The sequence below is a fragment of the Novosphingobium meiothermophilum genome, assembly GCF_003171715.1.
In the GTDB taxonomy this organism is placed as follows: domain Bacteria; phylum Pseudomonadota; class Alphaproteobacteria; order Sphingomonadales; family Sphingomonadaceae; genus Novosphingobium; species Novosphingobium meiothermophilum.
In genome coordinates this window covers 845,173-863,346 of record NZ_QGHL01000007.1, presented here as the reverse complement: position 1 = coordinate 863,346, position 18,174 = coordinate 845,173, and the positions used below count along the sequence as shown (strand labels likewise).

Below are 18,174 nucleotides of genomic sequence, written 5' to 3'. Positions count from 1 at the left end.
ACAAGCCCGGCGCGCCAGAGCCTCCGCACTTTGCGTGGAACTGTGTCGGCCCGGCCATTGTGGGTCAAGCGCCTTGTTGGGCAGGGTGCGAAAGATGGACGCGCCCTTTTCCTCTGCGGATCAGCGTTGGCGCTGGGTCCAACATGGTGTTATGCGCGGTCAGCCATGGCCGCACGCCCCGAACCTCTTGAAACCGATCTGCCGTCCGCACCGCGCCCCGGAACCTATGCGCGCGGGGCCGAGACGGTGGATACGATCATCAAGGCCGCACTGCGCGTGCTGATCGATGAGGGGGCGGGCGCATTCACCATCCGGCGCATCGCGGCCGAATGCGGCATGAAGGTGGGCAATGTCAGCTATCACTTCCCCAAGAAGGAACTGCTGATCCAGACCCTGCTGGACGATATCATCGCCAATTACGACAAGCTGCTGGAGCGCACCGTGCGCCAGCCGGGGCTGGACGCGGAAGAGCGGTTGCGCCTGATCGTGGTGATGTGCCTTGACGATATTGCCGGAAAGCGCACCACGCGACTGTTTACCGAATTGTGGGCGCTGGCCAACCACAATGGCTTCGTGGCCGACCGGGTGCGCCTGTTCTACCAGCGGGTGCATGATTTCATCGCGGTTTACGTGGCTGAACTCAATCCGGCGCTGAGCGCGCAGGACGTGCGCGACGTGGCCCTGTTCATCAGCGCCTCGATGGAAGGGGCAACGCCCTTTCTGGGCTATGAAAAGCCGTGGGCCGGGCGCATGTCGGCCTTCACTGCGATTGCCGCCCATTCACTGGTGATGCTGGCAAAGACGATCACGCCCGCGCAGATCACCGGACTTGCGAACCGGGCCTGACACGGGCGAAGGAACCTTTCTTTCGCAAGTGCAACAAGGCGCTTGACCGACTCTGGACGATCGTCAAGCATTGGTGCCGCAGCGCTCTTGACGGGGGACACGATGAAGCGGGAAATGCATGGCGCAAGATTTGGGCTGGCATTCAGGCTTTTGGTTGCAGGTCTCGGCGGGGCTGCCAGCTTCGGCCTTGGGGTCGGGTCGGTGCTGGCGCAAGCAGTCATTGCCGAAGCCGAAGAGCCGGGCGTGAACACGCTGGAGCCACCCAAGGCGGGCTGGTTCTTTGTTCGCGGCCCGTGGGGGTCTGGCGGATCGAGCATCTTTGATGCAGCAAGCGGCAGGATGCTGGGAATGGTTTCCACCAGCCGCGATTCCGATCTGGCGATCGATCCGGCGGGCCGTTTTTACTACGTGGCCGAAACGATGTGGACCAAGGGCAATCGCGGAACCCGGCAGGATCTCGTTTCGGTTTATGACAGCCGCACTCTGAAACTGCTGGCCGAGATCCCCACTCCGGGGCGCCTGATCATCGGCGGATTCAATACCAATTTCGTGCTGAGCGATGATGGCCGGACAGCATACGACTACAACTTCGATCCAGCCTCATCGGTAAACGTGATCGATCTGGCGAAGCGCAGGTTTGTTCGCGCAATCGAACTGCCGGGCTGCGCCAGCCTCATCCCAAATCCCGGCGTGGGCTTTTCCGCGCTCTGCGCCGATGGAACCATCGCGACGGTTGCCATCAGGGGAGCAGGGCATGACATCACGCGCTCGGCCGAGTTCTTCGATGCGGCGGCAGACCCGATCTTCTCGAACGTGGTCTATGACCGGCGCAGGAAGCAGGCGGTCATGCTGAGCTATACCGGGAAGGTGTGGACGGCAACGATGGGGGCTGCACCGCAAGTGAGTGCCCCGTTCTCGATCCAGGAGGCGGGCGGCATGCGCAGCGCCGATACCAGTCCGCTCGACATTGCCTGGTATCCCGGCGGTATGCAGCCGATGGCGCTCCACCGGCCAAGCAATACGCTGTGGGTGCTGATGCACAAAGGCGAATACTGGAGCCACAAGGAAGGCGCCGAAGAAATCTGGGGCGTCGATCTTGCGGCGAAGAAGGTGGTCAGGCGCCTTCCGGTGAAGGGCCACCCGCGCAACATAGAGATCACGCAGGACGATGCCGCGATGATCATGGTGAACGGAATGGACAACAATGCCACCATCATCGATTCCCGCACCGGCGAAGTAAAGCACACGATCGAGAATGCGGGCGGCGGGCTGATCACCGTGTTCGAGCCGATGGCAGGAGCGGCGCAGTGATGCCAGTGTGGTTTTCCGCGCTTGCCATTCTGGGCGGCGTGGGCGCGGTCGGGAACGGGCTAGGGTTCCTGACCGCAGGCATCGCGAAGCTGCGCGCACGCGGCACCTTTGCCGGGGTGGTGGCGAACTACCGCTTGCTTCCGGGCTCGCTCGTTCGGCCGATGGCCGCGATGCTGCCCTTGGCCGAAATCGCAGTCGGTGCCTTGCTGATCGCAGGGGTTGGAGCCGCAGCACTGCCGGCTGCGGCCCTGCTGCTGCTGTTTGCAGGCGCAATGGCGGTGAATATCGGGCGAGGGCGTTCGCACATTGATTGCGGCTGCGGGCGGTCCGAACTGCGCCAACCGCTCAGCCGGATGCTGGTGATCCGCAACCTTGTGCTGGCCGCGCTGGTGTTGCCCGCGTTCTGGGCGCTGCCCCCAGCCGGTTCGGCCGCATGGATGCTTGCCATGGCAGGCGGCGTGGCGCTGCATCTGCTGACGGTTCTGGTCAACATGCTTGCCGCGCTTGCTGCGATGCCGCTGGCCGCATCGATGCTGCCATCTGAAAGGAACGGACGATGACAACGGTGCTGATCGCGGGGCTGGTGCTGGCATGGGCGGCGATCATCGCGCTGGTTGTGGCGTTGCTGGCGCTGGCCCGGCAGGTGGGTGTGCTTCACATGCGGGTGGCCCCTGCCGGAGCCTTGCAGACGGCTGGCGGACCGGCAGTTGGCGCAAAGGCGCCAACCGTGCCTGCACGCGATCTCGATGGGAATGCAGTGTTCGTCGGCGGACCGGCAAAGGGAGTTCCGTTGCGCCTGCTCATGTTCGTTTCGGCCACTTGCCCGCTGTGCAAGGGGCTGATCCCGGCAGCGCGGTCGTTTGCACGGGCCGAACGTGTCGAACTGATGTTCGTGGTCGATGACAGCGATGATGCACAAAGGGCGATGATCGCGGCGCACGGGCTGGAAGGCTATCGCTTCATCAACGGGCCGGAAGCAGGGCAGGCGTTTGCCGTGGGGAAGCTGCCCTATGCGGTGCTGCTGGATGCGGAAGGGGTCATCCTGTCCAAGGGGCTGGTCAACAGCCGCGAGCATCTGGAGAGCCTGGTGGTGGCACATGAACTGGGGATTGCCACAGTGCAGGACTACATCGCGGGACTGAACAAGGCGGCTGCGGCCTGAACCGACGCAAGGCCGCAGCGGTGGTGACGGGACAGGGCGCTGGGCAGGAAAAGGGGAACTGGCAATGGTGAGGTTCAATCCCGATGCGGCTGGCGAAAGACTGCTGCGGCGGTTTGCAGGGGGCACCTCGCGGCGCGGCATCCTCTCGCGGCTGGGGGCGGCGCTGGTGGCTGCGCCGGTCTTTCCCCTTCTGCCGGTAAGTCGCGCCGAAGCCGCCAAGCCCGATCGTTCGCCAGAGGCCAAGACAGCGTTTGCCCGCACGGCCCAGACAAGCGACGATACCAAGTGCAATTACTGGCGTTACTGCGCCATCGACGGATCGCTGTGCACCTGTTGCGGGGGAGGGGTGCATACCTGTCCGGCAGGGTCCGAGCCTTCGCCCATTTCGTGGGTGGGATCATGCATCAATCCCGATGATGGCAAGGCCTACATGATCGCCTATCGCGATTGCTGCGGCAAGCCCGCCTGCGGTCAGTGTGGCTGCGACAACACCGATCGCGAAACCCAGCTTTACCTGCCGCAGCTCAACAACAACGTGATCTGGTGCTTCGGCACGAGCAGCATGGAGTATCACTGCTCCACTGCCATGATGATTGGCGCGGCCTGACAGTGCCGGTGTGACGGACATGGCATGATCGGAGCGGTGCAACGACGCATTCTGGCAGCGCTGGTTCTGGCCGGTGCAATGCTGGTTCCCGCAGGACTTTGTGCGAAAAGCGGTGAGGCAGCCGCGCTCCGTTCCCCGACAAGGCAAGCCACCGCGGCAAGGGGTCTTGCCGCCCTGAGCGATCCCGACCTTGCCCGCAGCGACTATGTCGAGCACTGTGCCGGGTGCCACGGTGTGCATGGTCTTTCCGCTCCGGCAAAGCTGCCGGAACTGCGCGGGCGGGTGGGCTATCTGATGTGCACGGATGAAACCCGCGCCTATCTCCTGCGCTTGCCCAACATTGCCAAAAGCCGGATCACCGACAACCAGCAACTTGCCGATCTCCTCAACTTCATGGTCTTTGCACTGGGCGGCGAGAGCGTGCTGGCGGGGACCACGCCGTTTACGGCCGCCGAAGTGGAGCGCGAGCGGCGCTTCGCGCTGACAGACGCCTCGCTGGTGGCCGAGCGCAAGCGCCATGTCGCAACTGCAATACGGCGCTGCGGCGCGCCTGCATCGCTCCGCGAGCTTTATGCCCAGCGGTGATCCGGCGGGCGAGGTTTCTGCTCTCGATGGTCCGTGCCGCAGCTGTATCGCACGACAATGATTGAATTGGGGAAGGGGCGGCTATGATTTGAAGGTTAATGCTGATGTGGGGGGAGATTTCGTTACGTAACGAATCGATCTGCAATCTTGATTTTTGTCCTTTTGACTCAGCTTGTGCTTCCCTTCATCTCATCGCGTCATGATTCGCGACGGGCAGAGTCGGCAAGTTGGTGCAGAACATTTGGGTGGTTTGCTCAATTCGGAGCAGATTTCTGAACCGCTTCAGGCCCGTGCTGTTTCATTGCCGGTCGGACGTGAGGACCCCGTAACTGTCAGTGAAGTAAGTAATATTGTCAAAATCCGCTGAACCGGCTTTGTTTCCGGTCGCAGGGTTTCATCATATCCGGTGCATTCTTCGCTTCCTGACGCGGCAATTTTGGCTACCACACGGCGCAGGAACGGACTTGGAAGGCGGACAGCGCAATTGACGCTGCGCCAGTCCCAAGATGCCAAAAGGCAGGATGAACATGGTGATGCAGGTCGCAGCAAAGCCACTCGCAGAAGTTTTCGAGACCCTTGCGGGGGCGCTCGATGATCTTGACCGTCACGGCGCGGCGATGGCCGCTCTGCATCTGGCCATGGCGGTCGATTGTCTTCGGGCCTCCATCGAGGGCGAAGCGCATGACCGCGCTTTCCCGATGAAGACCCGGCCCAACCTCCGTCTTGTGGCGTCCTCCTGATCGCTTACCTGCGGAGATAAGCTCGGTGCCGCGTTAGGGCAGATTGTTGTGTGCGCAAGCCGGAACGGCGCCATCAGTTCCAATTTCAGCGATTGCCGCCGATGAAATCGCCGAGGCTTCCTAGCACGGAGCCTTCGCCGCGGTTCTGCCCCCCATAAGGCATGGCAGCGGCAAGCATCCGCCCGGCAAGACGCGAGAAGGGCAGCGACTGGATCCAGACCTTGCCGGGGCCGCGCAGCCTGGCGAAGAACAGCCCTTCGCCGCCGAACAGGACCGACTTCACCCCGCCGGGGGTAACAAGGTCAAAATCGACTGACGGCGTGTAGGCGGCAAGGCATCCGGTATCCACGTGGAGTTCCTCGCCCGGCGCCAGATCCCGCACGGCGAGTGTCCCGCCCATCTGCACGAATACCCAGCCATCGCCTTCAAGCTTCTGCATGATGAAGCCTTCGCCGCCGAACAGGCCGGTCATGACCCGGCGCTGAAGCGCAACGCTGATGGACACGCCGCGCGCGGCAGCAAGGAAGCTGTCCTTCTGGCAGATCAGCGTGCCGCCAATGTCTGAGAGCTTGACCGGAAGGATTTCTCCCGGCGTGGGCGCAGCAAAGGCTACGCGCGCCTTGCCGTGGCCGTTGTGGGTGAACACCGTGGTGAACAGGCTCTCGCCGGTGACGAGCCGCTTGCCTGCGCCCAGAAGCTTGCCCATGAAGCCTGCCTGATCGTTTGCGCTGCCATCACCGAAGACCGTGGTCATGCCCACGGCGGCATCCTTCCACACCATGGCGCCCGCTTCGGCCACGGCGCTTTCGCCCGGATCAAGCTCAATCTCGACGAATTGCAGTTCGTGTCCCTTGATCTCGAAGTCGATATCATCGGCAACGGAGGCGCTGCGGTGGTGCTGCCAGGGGCTTCTCGACATGATTGTCTCCGGGTTGGTTCTTGATGCGGTCGATATGGTGATTTGCAGCTACGGCTTAAGGGGGCATACCGCACATTCATCGACGCTGGTATGACGCTGGTCATGCCGGCGATCCGGCCTGGGACGGATTTCTGCCTTCGGGCAGACTTTCGGCAAGGTTTCAAAGGAGCGGAGCGATCCTGGTGTTGCAGCCTTCACGCTATAGTGCGCTGGCCATTGTCCTGCATTGGGCGCTTGCTTTTGTCCTGCTGTTTCAGGTGGGGCTGGGCAGTGCGCTGGAGCATTTGCCCAAGGGCGCGGCGCAGTTTGCCGGATACCAGTTCCACAAATCCGTTGGCATTCTGATCCTGTTGTTGAGCATCGGCAGGCTGGGGGTGCGGCTTGCGCTGGCGCGGCCTGCGCCGGTGCCCGGCAACCCGTTGCAGATGCGGGCGGCCAGCGCGGTTCACGGTCTGCTCTATGCGGTGATGATTGGTGGGCCGCTGACCGGGTGGATCATTGTCTCCACGGCGCAAGTGCGGCTCAAGACAATGCTCTTCGGCCGGGTGCCATGGCCCGATCTGCCGCTGGGGCAGGGCTGGCACGAACCGGCCGAAGCGCTTCATGGCCTGCTTGGCCCCGTAACGCTGGGGCTGGTCGTGCTGCATGTTGGCGGAGCGCTCTATCATCACATCCGGCGCGAGGACGTGATCGGAAGGATGCTGCCCGCAGCATTCGGCGCGTCGCGCCGGGCAACCAGCGCAGTGGCGGCTCTGGCCTTGCTTGCGGGCATTGCCGCGCTTGTCGCTGGACGTGGGATGAGCTTTGCGCCCCGCCCGCCCGCTGCGCCCGCAGCAAGCCTGTCCGAACCGGCAAGCATGGCTCTTGCCAGCGAGGCGTCGGACGAGGGCGCCGCGCCGGAGAGCATGGGGGCGCGCGCAGATCAGACCGACGCCCCGGCACCCGATGAAAGCGCGCAGACGGCCGCAGAGCCCGCCAGGGCAGTGCCATGGTCCGTGCAGCCCGGCGGGCGGCTGGGCTTTACGTCCGACTATGGCAATGAGGCGATTGCCGGGACGTTCAAGCGCTGGGAGGCGACGATCATGTTCGATCCGGCCGATCTCAAAGGCTCGACCATCCGCGCGACCATCGATCTGGCTTCGGTCGAAAGCGGCGATGCGCAGCGCGATGACATGCTCAGAAGCGACAGTTTCTTCGGCATCGGCAGCTATCCCAGGGCCGAGTTCGCGAGCCGGGCCATCCGCCAGACCGGCGAAGGGCGCTATGCCGCCGAAGGCACGCTGTCGCTCCATGGGCGCAGTCGGCCGCTCACGCTCAGCTTTGCCTTGCGCATCGACGGGGACAGGGCCTTCGCCACTGGGCAAGCCCGATTGCAGCGGCTGGATTTTGGCGTGGGCGAAGCGGAATGGTCTGCCACCGATCAGCTGAAGGATGCCGTGGCGGTCGATTTCCGGTTCAGCGCGGTGCGACGCGGTCCGTGATACTGGCCGCATTGCGCAGCCCGGCAAAGAAGAAATCCGAATAGGCGCGCGCCCAAGCCTGTGTTTCGGCAGGCAGGGGCGGACGCGAGGCACCAACCATGCGCACATGGCCCAGAACGCCCTCGATCCAGAAACGCGCGGCAAGGCCGGGGTCGTTGATGGTCAGTCCCTGTTGCCGGGCAATCACGCCAAGTTCGGCCGAGACATTTTCAATCGCGTCGGCATACATGGCCTGACGGTAACTGTGTTCGGCATCGCCGAACTCCTGATCGCACCAGTCGACCAGACGCTCCATCATCTGGCCTTCGTGCGAATGCAGAACGTCCATTATGGCGGCGGCGCGCATGCAGAACGCCTCCTGCAAGGGCAGCCCGGCACCGATTGCCATGATGCGCAGACTGCGCTCTTCCAGCTTGCGGGCCAGCAGGGCTTCAAGAAGTTCGCGCTTGCCGGAAAAGCGGGCATAGATGGTCGCCTTGCCAATGCGGGCGTGGCGGGCGAGCCGGTCGAAAGTGAATGCCTCAAAGCCGGACTGGCAAAGCACTTGCCAGGCGGCATCCAGAATGCGTGACGGGAGTTGTCTGGCCTCTTCAAGCGACGGGCGGCCGCGCCGGACCCGCGCGCTTCCCGATTGTTCGCTCAATACGTCGCCGCAGCCGGAATGCGCGCCCGCGGACGAAGATGTCTCAGTGGACTGTCTGGCTTCCGGTTGCTGCGGCGAGAGCGGCTGCGTCATGGTTGCGATCCCGCTCGCACGGGGTTGGCGCTACCATACGATCCGCCATGGCTTCGGCCATGCTGTTGTGCAGAGGGCAGGACATTTCCAGCCCTTCCCGGTAAGCCTGCCAAAAACGCATTCCCGCATCGGCGATCCAGCGCATCCGTCCCATCTCCTCGTCTCAGCGAGTTCTTGCGGGGAAAGAGTGCCTTAATGCCGCAGGGTGTCAATAGGGTATAAATGGGGCGAAATCGTTTCATTTATTGGCTCCGGGTGCGCCAGGACCGGGCGTGTGATCGTCAGTCATCCAGCCAAGGCCGAGAGCCTTTTCCACCGCGATGAACGCGGTTGTCAGTTCGGCCCGCGCGGATGCAGCGGCCTTGGCGGCCTCGATCGCCTCGCGCTCCGCCTCAAGCGCGGCGGGGCGCGCCACCGTCCCGGCTGCAAGCCTCTGCGATTGCAGGCCAAGTGTCTTGCGCGCACGCGCTTCGGCGTCCACCGCTTTGCCAAACCCGATACGCCTTGCACCAAAGCGCCCAAGCGCGCTCTCGGCGTCTTGCAGGGCGGCTAGAACGGCGGATCGGTAGTTCGCTTCGGCTTCTGCATAGGCGCTGCGTGCCGCTTCCACCTGACGATTGGCGCGCCCGCCATCGAACAGGGTCCACTTGATCTGGGGCAGCGCAATGCCAACAATGCCGCCCGGATCCAGCACATCGCCGATATCCTGCCCGCCAAGACCAAGCAGGCCAAGGAAAGTGATCTTGGGGAAGCGGTCAGCCATGCGTGCGCCGATATCTGCACTGGCGGCAGCAAGTTTGCGTTCGGCGATGCGGATATCGGGGCGCTGGCGCAGCATTTGCGCGGGATCGCCGATGGCAACCTGCGCCGGCGGCAACGGAATTGCTCCGTCGCCTGCGAGCGGTTCGTCAAGCGTGCCGGGTTCCTGACCGGTAAGCACAGCCACTTGATCGGCCAGCACCCTGATTTCGGCCTCGCTCTGGGCAAGGTCTGCCTCGGTGGCAAGGGCGCGTGCCCTTGCCGCATTGACCGGCTGCTCACCGGTCATTCCGGCGGCAAAGCGCTGCTGGGCAAGCGCAGCCAGTTCCCGGTCGATCCCGGCCTGCTGGCGCTGAAGCGCGGCCAGTGCCTGCCGTGCCCTGAGGCCGACATAGGCGCGGGCAATCTCTGCCGACAGGGTGACACGGGCATCGGCCGCTGCCGCTTCCGCCTGTTCGGCGCGGGCCTTGGCGGCTTCCAGCTTGCGCCGGGTGCCGCCGAACAGATCGATTTCCCACGACGCATCGAAACCCAGATTGAACGCGTTGATCTCGTCGCGTCCGCCGCCGTTTCCGCCCGCGATATTGCCGGGCACGTTGAGATAGGGTGCGGCAAACGAGGTATTGATCGTGGGCAGAACCGCTGTGCGCGTGGCGGCCAGCGTGGCGCGGGCCTGAGCCACGCGGGCATTCGCGGCGACAAGATCGGGCGATCCGGAAAGGCCGCGCTCGATCAACCGGTCGAGCTGCGGATCGGCAAGCGCTTCCCACCAGCGGGCGCCGGCGTCGGGCGCGGTCTTGGGGAATGCGCCGGCATCCGCCCGCAGGAAGGCTCCGCGCGCGGCAGCTTGCGGCGCGGCGTCGGGCGCTCCGGCAAAGTCAGGGCCGACAGTCGCGCAGCCTGAGAGCAGGGCGGCTGTCAATGCAGCGGACACAAAGCGGCGGGACAGGGAAAACATCAGTGCGCGGCCTTTGCGTGGTAGCCCTTGGGCAGGGGACGAAGCAGCAGGACGAGTGGCCAGACGATCAGGATGCCGATCGTGAGGGCGAGGAAATCATCATTGAACGACATGACCAGCGCATCGCGCAGAACCTGTCCGTCAATCGAGCGGAATGCCGCCTCCAGTCCTTCCGGCCCACCGCCGAAGTTCGCAGCCTGCTGGCCGAGCCAGTCCTGTATCGCGGGGTCATTGGCCTTGAGGCTGCTGTGGATATTCCAGCGGTGCATCTCCCAGCGCTCGTCCTGAAGGGTGGCAAGAAGGGCAAGGCCGATGGAGCCGCCAAGGTTCCGACCGGCGTTGAACAGACCGGCAGCATCGCCCGCATCCTCGCGCGGGACCGAACTGATCGCGGCCTGGTTCAGGAACATCATGCAGAATACCGTGCCAAGTCCCCGCAGAAGCTGGGTCATCACGAAATCATCACCGCGCGCCTCGGCGGTAAGATTGATGTCGAGCGCGCACGAAATCGCCAGAAGACCGACGCCGATGCCCACGATGATCCTCAGATCGACGCGCGTGATGAGAATGGGGAACAGCGGCATCATCATCATCGCCGGAATGCCCGAAAGAAAGACGATCTTCCCGGCCTGCATGGCATTATAGCCAGCGATTGCAGCAAGAAACTGCGGGATCACATAGGCCGTTCCGAACATCACCGCGCCGAGAACCAGGGCGAGGATGAACACGGCCGAAAATTCGCGCTTGCGCAGCAAGGCCAGCTTTATGACCGGGCGCCGGGCATAGACCTGCCCAAGCCCCACCAGCAGGAAGCCAAGGAGGGTCACGCCGCTCAACTGCCAGATCAAGGCGGATTCGAACCACTGTTCGCGGTGCCCTTCCTCAAGCACCACCGTGATGCCACCAAGACCAAGGATGAGGCCGACAACGCCGAGCCAGTCTGCATTCACCAGTTCCGACAGCTTCATCTGGCCTTTGGGAAGGCCGATGAGAAGCAGGGTCATCAGCAGCAGGCTGATAGGGATGTTGACGAAGAAGGCATAGTGCCAGCTCAGGTTCTCGGTCAGCCACCCACCCACGAGCGGACCGAGCACCGGCCCCATGATGACGGTAAGGCCAAACAGCGACGTCCCGATAGGCTGCTGTCTGGGCGGCAGGCGCGTGGCGATGATGGTCAGCGCGGTCGGGATCATTGCTCCCGCCGTGAAACCCTGCCCGACACGGCCCAGAATCATCATGAGCAGCGAATCGGCAAGGCCGCAGACAATCGAGAACGCGGTGAACAGCGTCGTCGCGATCATCAGGAAGCGGCGCAGGCCGAAGACGCGTTCAAGCCAGCCGGTCAGTGGAATGATGATGATCTCGGCCACGAGATAGGCCGTGGCGATCCATGTCCCTTCGGTGGCGGATGCGCCGATTTCGCCCTGAATCGTTGGCAGCGAAGCATTGACGATCGAAATGTCGAGCGTGGCCATGAGCGAGCCGATGGCACCCGCAGCGACGCCCAGCCATGCGGTGAGGTCTGCCTTGCCGGCAGAACGCGGTGGCGCAGCAGGCGGAACCGGGGGTGGCGCGGCCGCCGCAGGAAGGGCGTCTGCGCTCACCTTGACGAGACCCGGTCCTGTTCGTCGCGGATCGCCTTGATCGCGGACTTGGCCGCCCTTGTATCGACTTCCACCGTCAGCGAGAGGCCGGGCACCAGCACCTTGCGCGATTCCGGGCCGGCATTGATGCGGATGCGCACCGGCACACGCTGCACGATCTTGGTGAAGTTGCCCGTGGCGTTCTGCGGCGGGATGAGCGAGAAGTTGGCGCCCGTTCCCGGCGTTATGCTCTCCACCGTGCCCCTGAAATCGACATCGGGCAGCGCATCCACCTGAACCCGGACCGGCTGGCCTGGGCGCATCAGGCCAATCTGGGTTTCCTTGAAATTGGCCTCGACATAGACGGCGTCGGTCGGAACCAGCGTCATCAGACGCTGGCCCGGCTGGACGAACTGTCCGACGCGCACCGTGGCATTACCGACCTTGCCGGCAATGGGTGCGGCAATGCGGGTCGTGGCCAGATCGACATCAGCCGCGTCGCGCTGGGCCAGAGCGGCCTTGATCTGCGCGGCCGTCTGCCCGGCCTGCGCGCGGGCGCTGGCCACACGGTCACGGGCGGCGGCAAGGGTGGCGCGCTTGGCCGCCACATCGGCTTGCGCCTTGTCACGATTGGCACTGAGCTGCGCGAATGCCTGCGCCGGTTCGGCCCCGCTGGCTACGAGCGGGCGCATCCGGGCAACTTCGCCGTCGAGATAGGCAAGGTCGCGCTCGGCCGCGGCCAGCGCGGCGCCAGCCTGACCGACGGCCGATTGCGCCTCGGCAATGGCCGCGTTCGCCGCTGCCTCGCTGGCTTTTGCGACATCGACCTGCGCAGACGACTGGGCCAGCCGTGTGGCGTAGTCGGTCGGGTCGATCTCTACCAGCAAGGCGCCCTTTGCCACCACCTGATTGTCGTGCGCGGCAACCGTCCTGACGTAGCCCGGAAGCTTTGAGCTGATCGTGACGGCATCGGCCTTCACATAGGCGTCATCGGTTTCCTGCAAATAGCGGCCGTTCGTCTGGTAATCGTAGAGCGCCCATGCGCCATAAAGGGCGCCTGCGCCAATCACGCCAAGCGCGATGCGTCCGATTGTCCTGCTGCGGCGGTCTTCGGTTTCGCCTGTGTCTGAAGCGGTCGGGGCAGCCATCGGGGGTCCATTCGCCTTAATTGAACGATGCCGTTCTGTTGTTAGGCGTCACTTGGTTGAAGGCGCGCAGGATTTCAAGTGCAGAAAGCGAAAGGGGTGGTGCGAAAATTGCATCTTGCGGCGAAGTCAGCCTCTGCCGGGGCGTTTCGCCGGGCGCTGCCCTCCCTGCCCGAAAGGTCATGGCCGATTTTTCATGGAGAAGCGGAATCAAAATGCCTCTATTGATCGACACGCTCAATCAATGAAGGCGGAATTGCTCATTGGAAAATCCGCTGCCGATGCACTACCTGAGCCCGCGTAATCCGGTTCACCCATCCACCTAGAGAAGGATAAGAGCACAATGTCGATTGTCGGAACCAAGCTGAAGCCGTTCCAGGCCACCGCCTACCACCAGGGCAAGTTCGTGGATGTCAGCGATGCTGACGTTGTGGGCAAGTGGGGCGTGTTCTTCTTCTACCCGGCTGACTTCACCTTCGTCTGCCCGACCGAGCTGGAAGACCTCGCCAACATCTATGGCGAGCTTCAGGCCATGGGCGTGGAAGTCTATTCGGTGTCGACCGACACGCACTTCTGCCACAAGGCGTGGGCGGATGCCTCGCCCGCCATCGGCAAGATCAACTACTACATGCTGGGCGATCAGAACCACACCATTTCCAACAATTTCGGCATTCTGCGCGAAGGCGTGGGCCTTGCTGACCGCGGCACCTTTGTGACCGATCCCGACGGCACGATCCAGCTTGTGGAAATCACCCCCGAAGGCGTGGGCCGCAATGCCGCCGAACTGCTGCGCAAGATCAAGGCCGCCAAGTACTGGCGCGAAAACCCCGGCCAGGTCTGCCCGGCCAAGTGGGAAGAAGGCGCGGCAACGCTCGCCCCGTCGATCGACCTCGTTGGCAAGATCTGATGCCTTGCGGCAGGATGTTCGCCGCGTGGAGCTGAACATCCTGCCCTTTCTTCCGGATGGGCCGCGCCGCTGACGGGCGGCCCGCCGGTTTCCACGCCACCTGATCCCGTTCATGTCCCGGTTGATCCCCCGTGCGCCGACCATGCGGTGACGCGCGGGTCCGTCTGCCCGAAAGGTTCCTGTCATGCCCGTTCTCGATTCCGCCACCACTGCCCAGCTCAAGGCTTATCTTGGCAACCTGCGTCGTCCGATCGAACTGGTCGCAACGCTCGACGACAGTGCAAAGTCGGCCGAGCTGCGTTCGCTGATCGAGGAAATTGCCGCGCAGTCAGCGCAGGTGACGACCCGTTTCGACGGAACGGATGCCCGCGTTCCCAGCTTCGCCATCCGCGCCGACGAAGGCCGCGCCGAGGCGGTCTTTGCCGGGCTGCCGATGGGGCACGAGTTCACCTCGCTCATTCTGGCGCTGCTGCACGTGGGCGGCCATCCGCCCAAGGAAGATGCCGAATTGCTCGAACAGGTGCGCAGCCTTGAAGGGCCTCTGCACTTCGAGACGTTCTTCTCGCTCACCTGCCAGAACTGCCCGGACGTGGTGCAGGCGCTGAACATCATGGCCGCACTCAACCCCAACGTGACCCACGTTGCCATCGACGGCGCGCTGTTCAAGGACGAAGTCGAGCGGCGCCAGATCATGGCCGTCCCCACGGTGTTCCTAAATGGCCAGCCCTTCGGTTCGGGCCGCATGGATCTGACGCAGATCGTGGCAAAGCTGGACACCAACGCTTCGGCACGGGCAGCGGAGAAAATCGCCGCCAAGGCTCCTTTCGACGTTCTCGTGGTCGGGGGCGGGCCTGCCGGCGCTGCTGCCGCCATCTATGCCGCGCGCAAGGGCATCCGCACCGGCGTGGTGGCCGAACGCTTCGGGGGGCAGGTGCTCGACACCATGGGCATCGAGAACTTCATTTCGGTGCAGCACACCGAAGGACCGAAGCTGGTTGCACAGCTTGAAGCGCATGTGAAGGATTACGACGTCGACGTCATGAACCTCCAGACGGCCACGTCGCTGGTGCCAGCAGGAGCCGATGGGCTTCACGAGATCCGTCTGGAAAACGGCGCAAGCCTGAAGGCGAAGACGCTGATCCTCTCCACCGGCGCGCGCTGGCGCCAGATGGGCGTGCCCGGCGAAGAGGCGTATCGCAACAAGGGTGTGGCCTATTGCCCGCACTGCGATGGCCCCCTGTTCAAGGGCAAGCGCACGGCGGTGATCGGCGGCGGCAATTCGGGTGTCGAGGCGGCCATCGACCTGGCCGGGATCGTGGCGCATGTGACGCTGATCGAGTTCGACAGCCAGCTTCGCGCCGATGCGGTGCTGCAAGACAAGCTGCGCTCGCTTCCCAATGTCACCATCATCACCTCGGCCCTGACGACCGAAGTGCTGGGCGACGGAAGCCGCGTTACGGGTCTGGTTTACAAGGACCGCCAGAGTGAGGAAGTCCACACCATCGAACTCGAAGGCATCTTCGTGCAGATCGGCCTTGTCCCCAATACCGAGTGGCTGAAGGGAACCGTGGCGCTCAGCGGCCGCGGCGAGATCGAGATCGATGCGCGCGGCGCAACCAGCATTCCCGGCATCTTTGCTGCCGGTGATGCCACCACGGTGCCTTACAAGCAGATCATCATTGCCATGGGCGAAGGATCGAAGGCCGCGCTTTCCGCCTTCGATCACCTGATCCGTCACGGCTGAGGCATCCCCGGCCAAGGTCGGGGCAAGTCCAGCGCTTCAGCCGGTGCAGGGCGGCGGCGCAGCCAATGGCTGCGCCGCCGTTTGCGTGCGCACAAGGCGGGGGAAACAGGTGCGGCGCGGGCTTGCGTGTTGTGATGCGCTTCGCCAGAGACAGCTCGTGAGCGCAACTATCGTCATCGGTGCCGACCGTTCCGGCGCCCCTGTCAGGATCGACGTCGAGGAACTGCTTGCCACCCGCCTGCTGGTGCAGGGCAACAGCGGGTCGGGCAAGTCGCACCTGCTGCGCCGCCTGCTGGAAGAGAGCGCGGGCATCGTCCAGCAGGTCGTGATCGATCCTGAGGGCGATTTCGTTTCACTGGCAGAGCCGTTTGGCCATGTGGTTGTCGATGGGGCCGCCTATGACGGAACGGAAATTGCCAAGCTGGCCGCGCGCATCCGCAAGCACCGTGCCTCGGTGGTGCTCGCGCTCGACGGGCTGGAACTTGAAGCGCAGATGCGCTGCGCCGCTGTGTTTCTCAACACTTTGTTCGATGCCCCGCGCGAGGAATGGTATCCCGCGCTGGTGGTGGTGGACGAGGCGCAGATGTTCGCGCCTGCTGCTGCCGGTGACGTATCGGACGAAGTGCGCCGCCTCAGCCTTTCGGCCATGACCAACCTGATGTGCCGGGGGCGCAAGCGCGGGCTGGCAGGCGTGATTGCCACCCAGCGTCTTGCCAAGCTGGCCAAGAACGTGGCGGCCGAAGCCTCGAACTTCCTCATGGGCCGCACCTTCCTTGATATTGACATGGTGCGCGCCGCCGATCTGCTGGGCATGGAGCGGCGGCAGGCGGAAGCGATCCGCGATCTTGAACGCGGGCATTTTCTGGGGCTTGGTCCTGCCATCGCGCGCCGCCCGGTGGGGGTGCGCATCGCCGATGTGAAAACCCGCGCGCGCAATGTGGTGCAGGGCCTGATGCCGCTGCCCGAAGCTGCCGGGGCAGACATGGAATCGCTGCTGCTGGCCGAACCGCTGGCGATGGAGCCGATGCCGCGCGCCGCAGAGCCGCCAGCCGCAGCGCGGCCAGCCTCGCAGGCGGCAAGCGAGGAACTGATCGGCCAGATCGAAGGGTTTGTGCCCGCTGCCGAAAAGGTGGAACCGCCGGTTGCGCCAAGCCTGTTCGAAGCCGACGAAACCGCCGCCAGCATAGCCGGGATCCTTGCGGACATGGCGCAGGAGCCGGAATGCACCTTTCAGCCGGCGGCGCAGCTCTATCAGGATTTTACCGTGCGTTGCCGCATGCTGCGCATCCTTCCGGGCATGGACCTCGCCACTTTCCGGCGACGCTTCGCCATGGCCGTGGCCGGCATTGCCGATGATGCGGACCCGCGCTGGCAGGATTTGCTGCGTATCGCGCGCGATGTGCCCGATGACGTGCTCGCCCCGTTTCTGCTGCTGGCCCGCGCAGCAATCGAAGGCGCGCCATGCCCGGATGATGAACGCCTTGCCGAAATCTACGGAACCCGATCTTCCGGGCGCATCCGGCGGTTGCTCGAACATCTGGAAAAGAACAACCTTATCGTCTTCAGAACCGATTACGGAGGAAGGCGGTCGGTCGGTATTCCGGCCTTGGGGTTGACCACTGCCCCGCTCGAAGCGTGATGCCGTCGGCTGGCACCGGCCGGTTAAGCCCTGCGACAGGGGGCGGCGCTTATCTATCGCCGCAGCTTGAAGGATTTGATCGATGATGCGCCTGGCCCTCGTTACTGCTGCCGTGGTTGCCATTACAGGAACCGCTTTTGCGCAGGGGGCTGCCCCCGCGGTGACGCCCGCCAAGGGCGATCCTGCGCGGGGGCGGACAGTCTTTGCCCGCTGCGCTGCGTGCCATGATCTGAGCACAGGCGCGAACCGGCTTGGTCCGTCCCTGAAAGGGATCATCGGCCGCACGTCGGGCACGGCGCCGGGCTTCGTCTATTCACAGGCGATGAAGGACAAGGCCGTGGTCTGGAACGCTGCCACGCTCGATGCCTATCTGGCCGCGCCAGCGCGCTACGTCCCCGGAAACCGCATGGCCTATCCGCCAATGGCAAACGGTCAGGACAGGGCCGATCTGATTGCCTTTCTGGAGCAATCCGCCCGTTGAGGGACGCTTTGGCGATAATGTGAGGTTGCAAAACTTCACTCCGTTGCCGGTAATTCTACCAAGTCCGTTGACATTGGCGCTGGAGCGTCCATTTCTGCGCCATGCTTTCGCAGAAGACGCGATATACGATCAGGGCCTTGCAGCATCTGGCCGATCACTACGGCCAAGGCTCGGTGCGGCTTGACGATATCGCGAAGGCGCAGAACATCCCGCGCAAGTTTCTGACGGTCATCCTGTCCGAAATGGCGCGCGAGGGGATCGTCATTTCGCACCGTGGGCGCGATGGGGGCTATGAACTTGGCGTTCCGCCGGTCGATATCCGCTATGGCGACATTATTCGTCTGACGCGCGGCAGCCTTGCGCTGGTCCCGTGCGCCAGCCGCAATGCCTATGAACATTGCACCAATTGCCTGCCTGAGGCCGAATGCCGCCTGCGCGGGCTGATGCTGCAATTGCGCGACGAGACCGCGGCCATCCTCGATACGATCACTCTGGCCGATCCGATCGCGGTGGAGCCGCCGTTCGACGCACAGTGAACTGCGGCGATCTTCTGTCAGGGCGCATACTTCAC

General features: G+C 63.8%; 19 protein-coding genes. 14 read left to right on the top strand and 5 right to left on the bottom strand.

What is annotated here, in order from left to right; translation table 11 throughout:
* Positions 1-165: 165 nt before the first annotated feature.
* From DKM43_RS08100 to DKM43_RS08070, 8 genes are all read left to right on the top strand, one after another.
* Entirely contained in the window at positions 166-846 is a 681-nt protein-coding gene (locus DKM43_RS08100; protein ID WP_236632448.1) for a TetR/AcrR family transcriptional regulator, read from the top strand.
* 102 nt (positions 847-948) lie between these two features.
* Positions 949-2,157, top strand: a complete 1,209-nt coding sequence (locus tag DKM43_RS08095) for an amine dehydrogenase large subunit (RefSeq protein ID WP_109797897.1) — start codon at positions 949-951, stop codon at positions 2,155-2,157.
* A complete protein-coding gene (locus DKM43_RS08090; protein ID WP_109797896.1) occupies positions 2,157-2,717 on the top strand; it encodes a MauE/DoxX family redox-associated membrane protein in 561 nt (186 codons plus the stop codon). Before DKM43_RS08095 ends, DKM43_RS08090 begins: the two co-directional genes overlap by 1 nt.
* Entirely contained in the window at positions 2,714-3,319 is a 606-nt protein-coding gene (locus DKM43_RS08085) for a redoxin family protein (protein ID WP_109797895.1), read from the top strand. Before DKM43_RS08090 ends, DKM43_RS08085 begins: the two co-directional genes overlap by 4 nt.
* Positions 3,320-3,383: 64 nt before the next feature.
* Positions 3,384-3,926 (top strand): methylamine dehydrogenase light chain, encoded by a 543-nt coding sequence (locus DKM43_RS08080; protein WP_109797894.1) that lies wholly within the window; start codon positions 3,384-3,386, stop codon positions 3,924-3,926.
* A 24-nt stretch (positions 3,927-3,950) separates the two neighbouring features.
* Positions 3,951-4,511: a cytochrome C gene (locus tag DKM43_RS08075; protein ID WP_109797893.1), complete on the top strand. Its 561-nt coding sequence runs from the start codon at positions 3,951-3,953 to the stop codon at positions 4,509-4,511.
* Positions 4,512-4,710: 199 nt separating this feature from the next.
* Complete coding sequence (locus tag DKM43_RS16465) at positions 4,711-4,878, top strand: hypothetical protein (protein ID WP_161554051.1); 168 nt, start codon at positions 4,711-4,713, stop codon at positions 4,876-4,878.
* A gap of 154 nt (positions 4,879-5,032) precedes the next feature.
* Positions 5,033-5,251: a hypothetical protein gene (locus DKM43_RS08070; RefSeq protein WP_109797892.1), complete on the top strand. Its 219-nt coding sequence runs from the start codon at positions 5,033-5,035 to the stop codon at positions 5,249-5,251.
* 85 nt (positions 5,252-5,336) lie between these two features.
* Here DKM43_RS08070 and DKM43_RS08065 read toward each other — a convergent pair whose 3' ends face one another.
* Positions 5,337-6,170: a TIGR00266 family protein gene (locus DKM43_RS08065; RefSeq protein ID WP_109797891.1), complete on the bottom strand. Its 834-nt coding sequence runs from the start codon at positions 6,168-6,170 to the stop codon at positions 5,337-5,339.
* Positions 6,171-6,352: 182 nt separating this feature from the next.
* Here DKM43_RS08065 and DKM43_RS08060 point away from each other — a divergent pair, with 182 nt between their 5' ends.
* Positions 6,353-7,651: a YceI family protein gene (locus tag DKM43_RS08060; protein ID WP_236632447.1), complete on the top strand. Its 1,299-nt coding sequence runs from the start codon at positions 6,353-6,355 to the stop codon at positions 7,649-7,651.
* On the opposite strand, the gene DKM43_RS08055 is transcribed toward DKM43_RS08060, so the two are convergent.
* The 4 genes from DKM43_RS08055 to DKM43_RS08040 form a co-directional block, all read right to left on the bottom strand.
* On the bottom strand, positions 7,626-8,294 hold the full coding sequence (locus DKM43_RS08055) for a TetR/AcrR family transcriptional regulator (RefSeq protein ID WP_236632446.1): 669 nt from the start codon (positions 8,292-8,294) through the stop codon (positions 7,626-7,628). The two genes, DKM43_RS08060 and DKM43_RS08055, sit on opposite strands and share 26 nt — an antisense overlap.
* A 331-nt stretch (positions 8,295-8,625) precedes the next feature.
* A complete protein-coding gene (locus DKM43_RS08050) occupies positions 8,626-10,104 on the bottom strand; it encodes an efflux transporter outer membrane subunit (RefSeq protein WP_109797888.1) in 1,479 nt (492 codons plus the stop codon).
* On the bottom strand, positions 10,104-11,708 hold the full coding sequence (locus DKM43_RS08045) for a DHA2 family efflux MFS transporter permease subunit (RefSeq protein ID WP_407938485.1): 1,605 nt from the start codon (positions 11,706-11,708) through the stop codon (positions 10,104-10,106). The genes DKM43_RS08050 and DKM43_RS08045 overlap by 1 nt, the downstream gene beginning before the upstream one ends.
* Positions 11,705-12,835, bottom strand: a complete 1,131-nt coding sequence (locus DKM43_RS08040) for an HlyD family secretion protein (RefSeq protein ID WP_109797887.1) — start codon at positions 12,833-12,835, stop codon at positions 11,705-11,707. Before DKM43_RS08040 ends, DKM43_RS08045 begins: the two co-directional genes overlap by 4 nt.
* A gap of 340 nt (positions 12,836-13,175) precedes the next feature.
* On the opposite strand from DKM43_RS08040, the gene ahpC reads away from it, so the two are divergent.
* From ahpC to DKM43_RS08015, 5 genes are all read left to right on the top strand, one after another.
* The gene (gene ahpC, locus DKM43_RS08035; protein ID WP_109797886.1) at positions 13,176-13,739 is read left to right on the top strand and encodes an alkyl hydroperoxide reductase subunit C; all 564 of its coding nucleotides are present in this window, start codon (positions 13,176-13,178) and stop codon (positions 13,737-13,739) included.
* Between the two features lie 184 nt (positions 13,740-13,923).
* Positions 13,924-15,483, top strand: a complete 1,560-nt coding sequence (ahpF, locus tag DKM43_RS08030) for an alkyl hydroperoxide reductase subunit F (RefSeq protein ID WP_109797885.1) — start codon at positions 13,924-13,926, stop codon at positions 15,481-15,483.
* A 157-nt stretch (positions 15,484-15,640) separates the two neighbouring features.
* Positions 15,641-17,122 (top strand): ATP-binding protein, encoded by a 1,482-nt coding sequence (locus DKM43_RS08025; RefSeq protein WP_109797884.1) that lies wholly within the window; start codon positions 15,641-15,643, stop codon positions 17,120-17,122.
* An 82-nt stretch (positions 17,123-17,204) separates the two neighbouring features.
* Complete coding sequence (locus DKM43_RS08020; protein WP_236632445.1) at positions 17,205-17,603, top strand: c-type cytochrome; 399 nt, start codon at positions 17,205-17,207, stop codon at positions 17,601-17,603.
* A 101-nt stretch (positions 17,604-17,704) separates the two neighbouring features.
* Positions 17,705-18,139 (top strand): RrF2 family transcriptional regulator, encoded by a 435-nt coding sequence (locus DKM43_RS08015; RefSeq protein WP_109797883.1) that lies wholly within the window; start codon positions 17,705-17,707, stop codon positions 18,137-18,139.
* Positions 18,140-18,174 lie beyond the last annotated feature (35 nt).

What these genes read in the sequence shown, in the direction of transcription:
- DKM43_RS08100 (WP_236632448.1), top strand. Translation starts at nt 166, where the DNA reads ATGGCCGCACGCCCCGAACCTCTTGAAACCGATCTGCCGTCCGCACCG.
- DKM43_RS08095 (WP_109797897.1), top strand. Translation starts at nt 949, where the DNA reads ATGAAGCGGGAAATGCATGGCGCAAGATTTGGGCTGGCATTCAGGCTT.
- DKM43_RS08090 (WP_109797896.1), top strand. Translation starts at nt 2,157, where the DNA reads ATGCCAGTGTGGTTTTCCGCGCTTGCCATTCTGGGCGGCGTGGGCGCG.
- DKM43_RS08085 (WP_109797895.1), top strand. Translation starts at nt 2,714, where the DNA reads ATGACAACGGTGCTGATCGCGGGGCTGGTGCTGGCATGGGCGGCGATC.
- DKM43_RS08080 (WP_109797894.1), top strand. Translation starts at nt 3,384, where the DNA reads ATGGTGAGGTTCAATCCCGATGCGGCTGGCGAAAGACTGCTGCGGCGG.
- DKM43_RS08075 (WP_109797893.1), top strand. Translation starts at nt 3,951, where the DNA reads ATGATCGGAGCGGTGCAACGACGCATTCTGGCAGCGCTGGTTCTGGCC.
- DKM43_RS16465 (WP_161554051.1), top strand. Translation starts at nt 4,711, where the DNA reads ATGATTCGCGACGGGCAGAGTCGGCAAGTTGGTGCAGAACATTTGGGT.
- DKM43_RS08070 (WP_109797892.1), top strand. Translation starts at nt 5,033, where the DNA reads ATGAACATGGTGATGCAGGTCGCAGCAAAGCCACTCGCAGAAGTTTTC.
- DKM43_RS08065 (WP_109797891.1), bottom strand. Translation starts at nt 6,170, where the DNA reads ATGTCGAGAAGCCCCTGGCAGCACCACCGCAGCGCCTCCGTTGCCGAT.
- DKM43_RS08050 (WP_109797888.1), bottom strand. Translation starts at nt 10,104, where the DNA reads ATGTTTTCCCTGTCCCGCCGCTTTGTGTCCGCTGCATTGACAGCCGCC.
- DKM43_RS08040 (WP_109797887.1), bottom strand. Translation starts at nt 12,835, where the DNA reads ATGGCTGCCCCGACCGCTTCAGACACAGGCGAAACCGAAGACCGCCGC.
- ahpC (WP_109797886.1), top strand. Translation starts at nt 13,176, where the DNA reads ATGTCGATTGTCGGAACCAAGCTGAAGCCGTTCCAGGCCACCGCCTAC.
- ahpF (WP_109797885.1), top strand. Translation starts at nt 13,924, where the DNA reads ATGCCCGTTCTCGATTCCGCCACCACTGCCCAGCTCAAGGCTTATCTT.
- DKM43_RS08020 (WP_236632445.1), top strand. Translation starts at nt 17,205, where the DNA reads ATGATGCGCCTGGCCCTCGTTACTGCTGCCGTGGTTGCCATTACAGGA.
- DKM43_RS08015 (WP_109797883.1), top strand. Translation starts at nt 17,705, where the DNA reads ATGCTTTCGCAGAAGACGCGATATACGATCAGGGCCTTGCAGCATCTG.